Consider the following 13,674-nt stretch of genomic DNA (forward strand, 5'->3'; position numbering starts at 1 on the left):
ATATTTTTTGCGAAAATATATTTTAAAACTTTAATGACGCAGGAAACCATGTCTTTCTTTTTAAGATTGAAAGATCTTAAATTGATAATATGAGAGCCGGTAACCAGATATAATGACTATCGCCCCCTTTAAAATATTATTTTACCCCCTGTATGTAAATGAAAAAGTACCGTAATTCGTATGCACCATATCAATAAAGAACCATTAAATCTACCTGATCACTACAAACACCTATAGCGATGAAGAAAGCTCTTGCCCTTTTTTATTTTTTATTACCTTTTTGTTTTATCGCCTTCGCACAGGAAAAGACAGTTATTGTCAAGAAAGATATCCCGCTTGATTCCATCCGTTTAAGTGATCCTTTTATCTTGGCCGACCATAAGACTGAAATGTATTACATGACCGGTACCGGAGGTATGCTTTGGAAAAGCAGGGACCTTAAATTGTGGGAAGGTCCTTTTCAGGTTGCACAAACTGATCCTAAATCATGGATGGGGCCTCACCCGATGATCTGGGCTGCGGAATTGCATGAGTATAAAGGCAAGTACTACTATTTTGCTACGTTTACAAACCGCAACATCAAGATTGATACCGTTAAGGGTAATGTTATAGAACGCAGGGCATCGCATATCCTGATAAGCGATAAGCCAGATGGCCCTTATGTGCCGATGAAAGATGCAACCTATCTGCCGGCAAACAAACCTACGCTGGATGGTACTTTTTGGATTGACAAGGACGGAAAACCCTACATGATATATTGTTACGAATGGTTGCAAAACTGGAATGGTACCATTGAAAAAATTGAACTTAAGCCAGATCTCAGCGGATCAGTTGGTAACGGAAAAGTGTTATTTCGCGCAAGCGACTCTCCCTGGAGCCGGGAAAAAGATGAAAGCGGGAATGATCGCCCCAATAAAGTAACAGATGGACCATACTTATTTCTTACTCAAACCGGACGGCTTGGTATGATCTGGACAAGTTGGGTATATTCAGTATATACACAAGGTGTTGCTTATTCCAAAAGTGGTACCTTAGACGGGCCCTGGATACAGGAGAAGGTACCGGTTACGCCGCCAAATTTCGGCCACGGCATGATTTTTAAAACACTACAGGGCAAACTATTGATGGCGGTACACAGTCATCAGGATATTAATGGACATTACCGAAGAATTCCGCATTTATTTGAAGTAGATGACTCTGGTGATAAGCTGATTGTTCGTGGCCCCTATATTCCCTAACGTTTATATTGCTCAAAACGGCTCCTTGATTGTAGTATCTCGAACAGCCTACCCCGGCTGTCAACTGATCAATAAGCATCAGAAATCTGGATGCTGTACGCACCGTTCATATAAACCGATGCGTACACATTTGAACACAAATTTGTACAAGCAAATGAGTGCAAACGATTTGCTATTGCCATTCAATTTAGCTCTTCTAAAGCACAATTGCTTATCAATGGGTTAGATTTTACCCATACATTATTTTTATAATAATCTAATAATAAGGAAGTTAGATTAATTTCATTCTGGATTTTTCTTTGGCCTCCCTGCCAAGGCTTGTGTCTTTGCGCTTATCGGGCTTATTTGCAAGCGAAACCAATTAGCGAAACATCACCGGTTATCGCCTAAAATTTACCTTAATGAAATACATGATAAAAGCACACGTGCCGCCTTAGCTGCTTGCATTTCGCCATTGCCAGGAGGCGTTAATTCCGGGGCCAGTTAATCTCAAAAATCAAATTATAAATTCTTCTTATGTACAAAAAACTTTTACTCAGGCTAAGCGCCTTTGCGCTCTGTTGTATCTTCACCAGCACCGCTCTGGCTCAAAACAGAACAGTGTCAGGCACCGTGACAGACGCTGCCGACGGTTCACCATTACCCGGCGTAAGTGTTGTAGTGACCGGTCTGTCGGTAGGTACCACCTCTAATGCAAAAGGTATTTATACCCTCAACGTCCCTGCATCTGCCAAAACCATTTCCTTTTCATATGTTGGCTACAACACCCGCGAGGTGCCGCTCACCGCTGATGCCACATTGAACGTTTCACTTACGGCCTCCAGCAAATCACTACAGGAAGTTGTTGTGGTGAGCGTTGGTTATGGCACGCTTGATAAGCGCGAGGTATCGAGCGCCATCACGCACGTTTCATCTAAAGATCTGCTTCCCGTAGCATCAAACAGCCCTCTTATGTCCTTACAAGGCAAGGTTGCTGGCCTCAACATTACCAATACAGCGTCCGCCGATCCAAACTCATCTCCTACAGTACAGTTGCGCGGGGTTTCATCCCGTAATGCCGGCCTGGGCCCGTTGTATGTTATAAACGGCGTACCCGGAGGCAACATCGATAACATCAATCAAAATGATATAGAAAGCATTGATGTGCTTAAAGGTGGTGCAGCATCTGCTATTTACGGAACGCGTGGAAGTAATGGCGTTATTATCATCACTACTAAAAAAGGTTCGTCGCAGGCGCGCACATTTTACGAAGGCTATGCCAGCTTTGATTATCTGACTAATCGCCTGCAAAATCTTACCCCCGATGAATTTATCAATGACCGTGTAAAGAACAACCAGGGACAGGATTACGGCGCTAAAACAAACTGGATGGATGCCGTTACCAACTCCCCTGCATTTGCTCAAAAACATACCGTTCAATTGTCGGGCGGTTCTGGTAAAACGAATTACTTCGCATCGGCCGATTATCGTAATGCCGATGGTATTGACCTTCGGGCCCATAAAAAAGAGTACGGCGCACGAATTAACGTAAACCACACCACAGACAATGGCATTTTTGTAGCTTCATTGAGTGTTGCGCCAAGGTATATGAATACCAGTAATTCCGACCAGGGCAATTTCAATAATGCACTCACGCTTAACCCAACTTATCCAATTTACGATACGGCACATAAATACAATTACATCAATACCGGTTTCTTCTCCAATAACCCCGTTGAAAATGCCAACGTGATTAAATCAGAAGCACAAATTAAAGAGCTGGACATGAATGGATCATTAAGAGTGAACATCCTTAAGAATCTGAGCACAACTGTCACGCTGTCGGAGATCAGCCGGTCGGCAAGGAGTTTAAATTTCACTCCTTCTACCCTGTCATCTATCGTGCATTCGGCTAAAATAACGCAAACCAATTTCGCATCGCAGAGGCAAGAGGAAAATGACCAGAAAAATGTGGAATGGACGGGAAATTATTCGCTTGAGCTGGGGCGTAATCACTTGAAGGTGTTGGGAGGTTACTCATATACGTTGTATAATTACAACACATTCTACGCTCAGAATTATGATTTTCCATTTGACTCGTACCTGTGGAATAACCTCGGCTCCGGATTGTATAACGGTGGTGCTGCCGGGCAGGGCCAGTCTGCCGTTAGTTCAACACAAAACGGTTCTACCCTCATTTCATTTTTTGGCCGGGCTAATTATGACTTCAACAACCGGTATATCTTAACAGCAAGTATACGCCGCGAGGGTTCATCAAAATTTGGAACTAACAATAAATGGGGAAATTTCCCTGCTGCATCTGCGGCCTGGCGCGTTTCTGAAGAAAATTTCATGAAAGGTGCGCTTCCATGGGTAAATGATCTGAAATTACGTGCTGACTATGGTGTTACGGGCAACCAGGATTTTGCCAACTACCTTTCCTTGCTATTATATGGCGGAGCCGGTTATTTTCCGTACAACGGCCAGGTTTACCAGGTTTATGGGCCAACATCAAATGTTAACCCCGATTTAAGATGGGAGAAATCAATCAATTTCAACGCAGGCCTTGATTTTTCTATCCTTGATAACCGTATTTCTGGTTCACTTGACTACTATATCCGCAAAAACAAAGATCTACTGGGCTATTACAATGTGCCCTTACCTCCAAACTCTCAAACACAAACCTTTGCCAACGTAGGTACCATGAAAAACTATGGATTGGAGCTGGCGCTTAACGGTGCAGTTGTCAGGAACGGAGATTTCAATTACAATGTAACCTTTGCGCTGGCGTATAACCGCAATAAATTCATCTCGTTCTCTAACGATATCTATAAAGGCGCACCATTTATTGAGCTCGCTGGCTTACCAGCCCCTGGCTCTCCGGGCAACATACAACGGATCCAGGAAGGCCGCAGCATTGGCGAGTTTTATACATTACGCTCTGCCGGGGTGAACAAAGACGGAGCCCTGCAGGTTTATAAAAAAGATGGCACCATAGTTCAGGCTAACCAGGCATCTGCAGATGATAAACAATTTGTAGGGAACGGCCTGCCAAAATTCATTGGGTCAATGGGAAATACCTTCAGGTACAAACGGTTTGACCTTGGCATCTTCCTGCGTGGTACATTTGGTTATAAAATATTCAACACATCTGCGTTTTATATCGGAACACCATCAAGCCAAAGCGATGCCAATGTGCTGAAATCGGCTTACGACAGCAAAAGCAAATATTCATTGCTAACCAATTCGGCAACAACCGCTATCGCTTCCGATTATTTCCTGGAGAATGGATCATTTGTAAAAATAGATAACGTGGCTTTAGGCTATACGCAGCCATTTAAAACCAAATACCTTAAATCGATACGCATTTATGCCACAGGCCGAAACCTGCATACGTTTACAAGCTTTACAGGCGGCGATCCTGACCTGGTAGAGGTTAACGGACTTACACCGGGTGTGAACACTTCACTTAATTATTATCCGGCTACACTTCAACTAATCCTTGGTCTGCAGGCAACCTTTTAAACCTACAAAACATGAAAAAAAATAAACTATATATCAGCGGCATTTTACTGTCGGCTTTATTGACCGGCAGCTGTACCAAACTGAATGAACACGTATATGACAAGGTAGATGCAGCCAGTTTCCTGACCCGTCGGGATGACGTGATCAGGGATTTTCTGCGTCCCTTTGAGCATGCTTACTGGAGCATACAGGGCAATGATGTTTATGCCGCCGGCGAAGACGCAACTGATGAAATAGGTACTTACAACAGGCAGGGCGACTGGCAGGATGGTGGTTATTACCAACGTATGCATTACCACACCTGGACCACCACAGATAATTTCACAACAGGCGCGTGGAACAACTTTTACCAGGGAATTGTATTGGCAACCAATTCACTAACAGATATGGAAGGCATCAAAGACCCCTCAAAGCTCAGTGTTACCGATGCCGAATTAACAGACTTTAAATCGGAATTACATACTTTGAGGGCATGGTTTTACTTAAGGGCATTTGACTTTTATCGCAATATTGAGATCGTTACCGACGTAAAAAACTCAACAAAGGGTAATCCGCAGTCTACTCCGCAAGAAATGTTCACCTATATCGAATCGGAGCTAAAAGGTGCTATTGATGGCTTGCCGACTCGTGAACAGCTTGGAGCCTCCGGTATAGGGCGATGGACAAAAGCCGGTGCAGCTGCTTTACTGGCGCGCCTTTATCTTAATGCTAAAGTTTATATTGGCACAGAAAAATACACCGAATGTGAAGCAATTTGCCGGGATATTATCAGCGGAAAATATGGTGCTTATCAACTTGACACCCGGTGGGATGCTCCTTTTGATTACACCAATACAACATTAAACTCAGAAGTGCTTTATGGATTTCCGGGCTCGCTTGCGCGTACGCATTGGCAGTATGACGGCGGTATGTTTTTTTGGGGCATGACTTACGATGCAGCTCCGCTATACTGCGGCTTTACAGACTTTAACCAATCAAACCCGCGTTATGCGTTACAGCCCGGGCGAGATGTGGACAGCGTGGAGTATACTTTTCAATTAGGCAAACCCTTTGTTAAATTTCAAAAATACCCGGACGACCTGCGGTTAAAGAAATACAAAAACCTTGGCAACAGCCAGCGCGAGGGTATGTTTTTGTATGGCTACCTGCCCTACACTCATGTGGTAAACGGTATAACCCGTACTGACACCGTTAAAGGAAACAAAGGCCCGTATCCACTCTTTATCCGCGACCAGGTTGGGATGTTTCTGGGCGCAAAACCGGGAACAAAAATAGCCGACAAGGAATCAGACATGAACCATGCCGATCATAACTCTGGCGTGTTCCTGGTGAAATATCCGTTTTACCCTACGCCAGATCCTAACCGGATCACCTCTGCTTATGCAGAGATCCGCCTTTCAGAAATTTACTATACCCTGGCTGAATGTCGCTACCGCGCAGGCGATAAGGCCGGTGCAGCTAACTATCTGAACCAGGTGAGAAAACGTAATTTTCCGGCAAACTCACCGAGTCTTTACACTCCCGATGGAAGCCAGCTTACCGATCAGGAAATGCTGGACGAATGGGGCCGTGAATTTATTGGTGAAAACCGCAGGCGCACCGACCTGATCCGTTGGGGTGTATTCACAACCGGAACATGGTGGGACAAAAAACCTGATGGGGATAAACACACCGAGATCTTCCCTATTGGCCGCGATATTATGAACGTTAACCCTCAATTTAAACAAAATCCGGGTTACTAATATAAATTAAAGGCAAAACGAATAAAGGTGCTGTCCGAATATGGACGGCACCTTTTCGTTATAAAATAGTTGCTGATGGTTAATGGCTTTGTGAATTTAAGCCAGAATATTCATTTTACCTCTTTTCAAATTTCCACGCGTCCAATCCCAAAGTATAACCTCCTTTTTTACTGAGAGACGAGCAAACTAACCGTACCGAAGCAGGGCTTTTAACGTCTGCTTTGCTGTCATAGCTTTGAACTGCCATAAGTTTATTACCACTATATGCGGCCAGTAACCGTCCATTATTCATCTTTAAGGTAATGGGTGGCCAGCGATCTTCCAGCTTTGTTAAGCTATCATATTTCAGTTTATAAATAGCGGCGTCATTTATAAACATACTTACATCGCCGCGATAAATTGCTGAGTGTAAAAATACACGTGCTATTATTCTTTGTTTTTTATCTAATACCTCCAGGTAAACGCCATTCTGTTCGTCAAAACTATTGCCGGCTCCAACGTTAACACAATTTTGAGTGAAATTAACTATGCCCGACAATGTCCAGGAAGCCAGGTTGATATTGTCACCAAGGCTCCGGCTTAAAATAGCTTGTTTATTCTGTTGTCTGTAGTCAATATAGATATCAGGGAGGTTTTTTCGATATGTTTTGATATTAGTATGCACACTCCACCATTGAGTATACTTATTTGTACTATCGTCCCGGTCCGGTTGCCGTTTCCAGCCATAGCGGTCATTTTCGAGCGTGCTGTTATAAGGCAGGTCATCCATAAGCTGGATAACGGAAGCAGCTGCAGATGGCTTTAAACTATAAAGTCGTTCATTTGGAATAATTTGCTCCTGCTGGCTGGCACTTTTCCAATAAAGTTGTAAGTCATTTTTAGCATTTTTTCCGGCAGGGTACTCCAAGCGTACGGCATAACGTGTTTCTTTATCCAGGGTGATCATGGATTTGCCGTTTTGAGGGGTTAATAATTTGCCATCTACCCATAGCCTGCAATTATCAATATTGCCACCTTTTAAAACAAACTCATATTGTTCTGAATATAAGGGATTTAAAAAGCCATTATAACTCAGTGCAGAACCCGAAGCTACTGATATACTTTTAGCTGAAAGGCCCATCGTATTAACGGCTAAATTAATCGGGATAGCCTGTTCTTTTATAGTTGATAGTCCGCTGATTTTCCAGCGATGTACACCGCCATGCAAACTCTCATCATTATGATACAGATAGGTATCACCGTTGGCTAATTTCACCACAGATGCTGCAAAACAGTTGCCCGCCATTTCAGCAGCAGCTTCACCTTTTCCGGCCTCTGGGCCTGCAACGCCAAACTGGCCAACAAATAAACCATCATCATATACCTGTGTCCATTTGTTCACCTCGCTGTTTTTCCAAAATTCACCATGATAGCCCCAAAATATACTGCGCCCGCTTGCCATTGCAATACAGCCAGGGTAATTGGTATGGTTTCCAATATCAAAAGTTCCATCCGGGGGGAACGGACCCCAGTATTCTTTTGTGGTGCTCCTGGCTGTGCGCCAAAGTAGTTTATCACCTCCAATTTTAATTCCGCCAAGGTGCCAGCAGTTAGCAGTTGTACCATCAAATAATGTTATAATCCCCGAGGATGTGATCTCGCCTGATTTCAGGATCGTATTATTGCCATGATAGCCCGGATCTGTCGATTCGGCCGCCTGGGTTTGGGCAATAGTGTTTTGTGGCCCCCATACTGGATCACCTTCGGGTGTAAACTTTAAAAGCTCCCGTTTGGTAAAAACCGTTGGTGCCCCTATCCTAAATGTCGAAACTTTATAAAGCGAGCCATCCGGGTACAGCTGCGTATTATCCATAGGTATATCAGTGCTGGTTATTCGCAGCGGGCCTGTTTTGGGTAGTTCAACCAGTTTCCAGTTAACAAATGTCCTGAACCTATGCGTAAGCAATGCATAAGTTTTACCATTACTTAATGTTGTAACAGCTCTTAGTCGGTTATATTTATCATCGTATTCGGTTGGTATATTATGCCCCCAATTACGTACCAGTTGCCATGAACCATTATTAGCAGCAAGTGGCTTGCTATAATCCACCTTAAATTCAAGATAATCGGAAAACAAGCGCGAAGGGTCATTGGCATCAACAAAAGAGCTATAAGATGTTTGCAGGTACATGATCCTATCAATAAATTTCCTATCCGCTGCAAAATGTTGCGCCCTTGAGTTACCGGCGTCCTCTACCCAAAAACTGCCGTCGGGCTGAAAAGCAATGAAAGTACCGGGACCTTTAAGTTCATTGAAATAAAATTTATCATTACGTACATTCGGGTCGGTGGTATAGCCGCCGGCAACACCGTACGTCCACAATGACGAAGCGTTATCAGTATCAAACGCTTTCAACTGCTGGCTATCTCCTCCATCAGCAACTATGAGTGTTTTGCCGTTTGGACTTGTAGCTAATGCCAATGGTTCTACTAATCCGGCAGGTGCTATATTTAAAGAATTTAACTTTCCGCCGGCCTCAACAGCAAATTTCTCTGCAATCCGTTTACCATCTTTAAAATGGATAAGCCAAACATGCCCATTGTCGTCGGCGGCTATATTTAATGGAGTATCGAATGATTGTTTTTGTACAAGTGCACCGGTAGTTTTATCAAGTATATGTAATTCGTTTAAGCTTTTATGGGCTACAAAAAGGTACCTTCCCCGCTTTTGGACTGCAAGGCCCGAAATCTCCGATTTATCATTATTTACGTTATCTATAACGCTTTTATATTTGCGGCCATATTTTGTAATTGCCGGCTGTCCGTTGGTAAAACCGCTCTCAGCATCATTGGTTACTTTAGTACCAAATACCATCCAGTTGTTAACAGCGTTGCCGTCGTTGCCGGCCCAATAAACATTTATACCATCTGTAGCTACATACTTTACCGATAATCCCTTACCAAGTATCATAGTCTTTTTTTGAGGGCTACGGATGTTAAACTTAAAAGTGCTGCCATCCTGTTCATTATACCCAACCGCAAAATATGCATTATTACCGTTTACAGCCATCCCATACATACGTTCAATAGCATGATGAACTGTTGTGCCGCTAAGAGAATCGGAGGTATTGCCAATTACACCCTCCCATTTATATTTTACATTGTTTGATAGCACTTTAACTATGTAACCGCCATTTGCAGCAAGACGACCGTCATCATCGATACCATCCCAGCTAAACTGATGGGCACCAGCGTTATAGGTTACACCGCTCCAAAGCGTACGTATCAGCGTACCATCTTTTGAGTATACACCGGCGCTGGTTTTTGCTTTGCTATCCAGTTTAAAAACGAAACCTGTTCCGGTTTGCGCCACGGCATATTCCAAGAGGCTGAAATAACCCCCAATAAATAGAGTGAAAACCCTAAAAAAGGTATAAACGTTTTTTGCAAACCGATTCATTGTCATTATTAAAACAGCTCTATGATAAATTCATGATTACTACAAAGCTATCTTAATATCGTTTGCAAAAATGTACTTTGTTAGTAACAATGTTGTATTGTGTTCAGGCATTTAAAAAGCAGAGCCGTTAATGGCGATCTATAGCCATCTCTGGCTTTTCAGATAAGCTACAAATTGCGCATTTTGAACAGAAAGCACTGGTAACCATAAGCCTAATCTTTCCCGTTTCCAGTAAGCGCCCGTACCTTTACCTGGCCGGGCAAAACGGTAACGATAAATAACAGCGCGGATATAACGCGGCGGCTTCCCGGGAAACGGATTATCAGCAAACAAACCAACCACACCCGGATCGTTATGCAGCAGCTTCCATACCAGGTGATATGTCCAGGGGTACTGATCGGCTGTCGACATTGCGGCAAACCACATCTGCCAGTCCAATCGTAGTTGATATGGAGCTACCTGACGAGGGCGCTGATCAGGAGCTACAGGCAAGCCTTTATAAGGATAAGCTTTCCAGGTAGCACTATCAGGATTAAGATCTCTTGTACCTTCAAAAACCACGTTAAAACGCTCTTGTCCCACGCTACCAAATGCACCATAGGTATTGACGAGTTCTAACGGATCATAAGAGGCGTTCATAATTTGTTTGGGCGACAGCAGATTAAATGCCGGTTGGATACTAAGGATGCCAACAACACAGGTAACTGCCAGCGCTGTATATCGCATGGGTTGTGAAACCTCTGCTCCCGCTGCAGCTTTCGCGGCTTTACGCACAAGTACTCGAGGTAAACACTTAGCCCAAAAACCGTCGTCAAGGCAAGCCAGTGCAGGTACTATAGTGAGCCAGTTCAGAAAAGAAAGGTTACCGCTCAGGATAATGGACAATTGTAAAAGGAAAATAATTATCCCTGCCATGTGCCTGAATGCCCGCGGACCAAAAACAAACCATGGTGCCAGTAGTTCTGCCAGCCAGTTAAACCAAACGCCCAGTTGCAATACCACACGCGGAAGGAAGTGAAACCAGCGGCTAAGTGGCCCCGGTATTGGCTGGGTTTCGAAGTAGTAATACAACGCTGTTCCATTGCGCCATACTGTATCGCCACGATATTTGATCATCCCAGCGCCAAACATGATCCTAAATATAAGCCAGCGAAACAGGATAATTATCAACAAGGGCGGCGGGCGATTAGGGAAAGGCCGCAGATCCAGCAGCGGGCATAAAAATATAGCAAGAAAACCGGTTTCCGTAAGCTGGATTTCCCAACCGTAGCCGTACCAATCCTGCCCAACGTGTACAAGGGAGAGATATAATATCCACAACAGACCCATAGAAAGGGCATTGGCATAGCCGGCTACAACAATTAATGATAAGATCAAACCAGTCCATGCAACCAGCAGCAAGGCCCGATCTGAATGCCAGAACCAAAACAGCGATGGCAACCGAAAGAAAGCTGCTCCTTTTGAACCCAACGCAGTGCTTACCTCTTGCAGGTAATTATCTACCGGTAACAACCCATTTGAACCGATCAGTGGCAATACCTGGTTTATAGCTACAAGAAATGCGACCGCATAAACTGCCCCCAACAGGCGTAGCAGTACAAAGCGGGTGAGCCAATATTGAGGTGTATGTTCTTGGCTATCTAACATAGTAGTATGTATTTCAAAGTTACAGAGATTTGGAGATTACAGATAGAAATATTTGATTATCAACCGGCTATATGAGCCACAATTTATACCGTTCTTAGGTATTAATCGAATCACTCGGATTTAAAATTCCCGTAATTTGATAATTGCGGATAGCTTGAAAGGCATTCGTTTAGAAATTTTTCGGGTAAGATTTAATAAAACAGATCAGATTATTTTAAAAGCAATTTCACCGCCTCCAATAAAGGCAGCCCTGATAATTAATTTTATATATTTATTATATAAATCTTAATTCTTAAAAATGTCAAACAATAAAAAAAACTGGTATCAAAGGCATATTGAATCAATGAACTTTGGTCAGCGATTGGCCGACTCTGTAGCAGCAGGCATGGGTTCATGGCGGTTCATCATCATTCAAACCCTAATTGTTGCATTATGGATGGCGTTAAATGTTGTGGCTTTTGTAGGCCATTGGGACCCCTACCCTTATATTTTATTGAATTTATTGTTTTCGACACAGGCGGCCTATGCTGCACCCATTATTATGATGGCCCAAAACCGGCAGAATGAACGCGACCGTGCCCAGGCTAATGAAGATTTCCGTACCAATGTAGAGGCTAAAAGAGAAATTGAGGAATTACAACTACGGTTAAACGCTATTGAAGTTGATAAGCTTGACAAGATTTTGGCATTGCTTGAAAAAATGGACAAAAATTAATTTATTGCTGGTTAGGGACACCAGATCAATTGCCTTTTAAGGATAGTTGGTCTGGTATTCTTCGCTGATATTTTGCTGACGATAAAACCAGGTATTCGTCGAGACTATTTTCACAATAGTTCCTTACTTCTCCACTGTTTTCAGCATAGCCGCAACTCATCGGAGTTGTTTTTTATGTCGTCGTTGAAAGCACCAATAATAACCGGACATCAGTTGTAAATCCAGACCAATAATCATTAATCTATTAACAACCAGATCTGATGGCTTTTACAAAAAACAACCGTTTAATCAAATATTGGATGATAGTTTGTAGATTTAAATATTATGAGAAACCAAACTACCACTAACCAAAGCCTGACCAACAGGTTTATCCGCATACAACTCATTGCGGGATTACTGCTTTTAATAATTTCAGGAGCCAGGGCTCAGCAAGTAAAAGATCCAGCCGTAATCGGACGCTGGGATATAGTTATCGACAAAGGCGGTAAAAGCCTGCCTTCATGGCTTGAAGTTCAAAAATCAGGAACCCATACGCTGATCGGCCGTTTTACCTACGCTTTCGGTAGTGCACGTCCGATATCGGAGGTAAAACCACATGACGGAAAGTACAGCTTTTCTATTCCACCACAATGGGAAGAAGGAAACCGGAACATGGATTTTGAATTTGAACTGAAAGGTGAAGAGCTATCGGGTACAATGGTATATACAGATGGAGTTACATACCATTTCACCGGCGTAAGGGCACCTTCAATGGTGAGGACAAAGGCTCCGGTTTGGGGTAAACCTGTTCAATTATTTAATGGTAAAGACACCAAAGGCTGGCATACCGACGGCAAAAGCCAATGGGTGGTTGAATCGGGGATTTTGAGAAGCAAACACTCCGGCGCAAACCTTATTACCGATCAAAAATTCAACGATTTTAAATTACATATCGAATTTCGTTATCAAAAAGGCAGTAACAGTGGCGTTTACCTGAGAGGGCGTTATGAGGTGCAGGTAATTGATACTAAAACCGGCGAACCTGAACCGATCAACAACCAGTTTAGTGCTATTTATGGTTTCCTGCCGCCTAATAAAATGATGGCAAAAAACGCAGGTGAATGGCAGTCATATGATATTACACTGGTGGGGAGGTTAGTTACCATTGTTGCCAACGGCACAATGGTGATATGCCAGCAGGAGATTCCGGGTATTACAGGCGGTGCTATCGACAGTAAAGAAGGAGAACCGGGCCCGCTATTGATCCAGGGCGACCATGGGCCTATCGATTACAGGAACATTGTCATTACCCCGGCAAAATAAATTAATAAAATCGTCTTTGAGTCACTAAGCAAAAAGCCCTTCTAAATCTCCCTTTTGGGGAAGATTTAGAGGGGCTTTTTTTAGGCG

The 13,674-nt window shown here is 43.3% G+C and carries 7 protein-coding genes; 5 read left to right on the forward strand and 2 right to left on the reverse strand.

The annotated features are described in order from the left end of the window. The first annotated feature begins 239 nt into the window (after window positions 1–239). The 3 genes from MTO98_RS17085 (at window position 240) to MTO98_RS17095 (ending at window position 6,484) form a co-directional block, all read left to right on the forward strand. A complete protein-coding gene (locus MTO98_RS17085) occupies window positions 240–1,238 on the forward strand; it encodes a glycoside hydrolase family 43 protein (RefSeq protein ID WP_243487824.1) in 999 nt (332 codons plus the stop codon). Window positions 1,239–1,754: 516 nt separating this feature from the next. Continuing rightward, window positions 1,755–4,742, forward strand: coding sequence for a SusC/RagA family TonB-linked outer membrane protein (locus MTO98_RS17090; RefSeq protein WP_243487825.1), 2,988 nt, complete (start codon window positions 1,755–1,757; stop codon window positions 4,740–4,742). An 11-nt stretch (window positions 4,743–4,753) separates the two neighbouring features. Next, window positions 4,754–6,484 (forward strand): RagB/SusD family nutrient uptake outer membrane protein, encoded by a 1,731-nt coding sequence (locus MTO98_RS17095; RefSeq protein WP_243487826.1) that lies wholly within the window; start codon window positions 4,754–4,756, stop codon window positions 6,482–6,484. 115 nt (window positions 6,485–6,599) lie between these two features. Here the strand turns inward: MTO98_RS17095 and MTO98_RS17100 are convergent, their stop codons facing one another. Beyond that, on the reverse strand, window positions 6,600–9,923 hold the full coding sequence (locus MTO98_RS17100) for a FlgD immunoglobulin-like domain containing protein (RefSeq protein ID WP_243487827.1): 3,324 nt from the start codon (window positions 9,921–9,923) through the stop codon (window positions 6,600–6,602). A 138-nt stretch (window positions 9,924–10,061) separates the two neighbouring features. Further along, window positions 10,062–11,570, reverse strand: a complete 1,509-nt coding sequence (locus MTO98_RS17105) for a lipase maturation factor family protein (protein WP_243487828.1) — start codon at window positions 11,568–11,570, stop codon at window positions 10,062–10,064. A 298-nt stretch (window positions 11,571–11,868) separates the two neighbouring features. Between MTO98_RS17105 and MTO98_RS17110 the strand changes: the two genes are divergently transcribed. Further along, on the forward strand, window positions 11,869–12,285 hold the full coding sequence (locus MTO98_RS17110; protein ID WP_243487829.1) for a DUF1003 domain-containing protein: 417 nt from the start codon (window positions 11,869–11,871) through the stop codon (window positions 12,283–12,285). A gap of 324 nt (window positions 12,286–12,609) precedes the next feature. Further along, window positions 12,610–13,587, forward strand: a complete 978-nt coding sequence (locus MTO98_RS17115; RefSeq protein WP_243487830.1) for a DUF1080 domain-containing protein — start codon at window positions 12,610–12,612, stop codon at window positions 13,585–13,587. The last annotated feature ends 87 nt before the right edge of the window (window positions 13,588–13,674 follow it).

This window comes from Mucilaginibacter sp. SMC90 (genome assembly GCF_022811725.1).
GTDB lineage: Bacteria > Bacteroidota > Bacteroidia > Sphingobacteriales > Sphingobacteriaceae > Mucilaginibacter.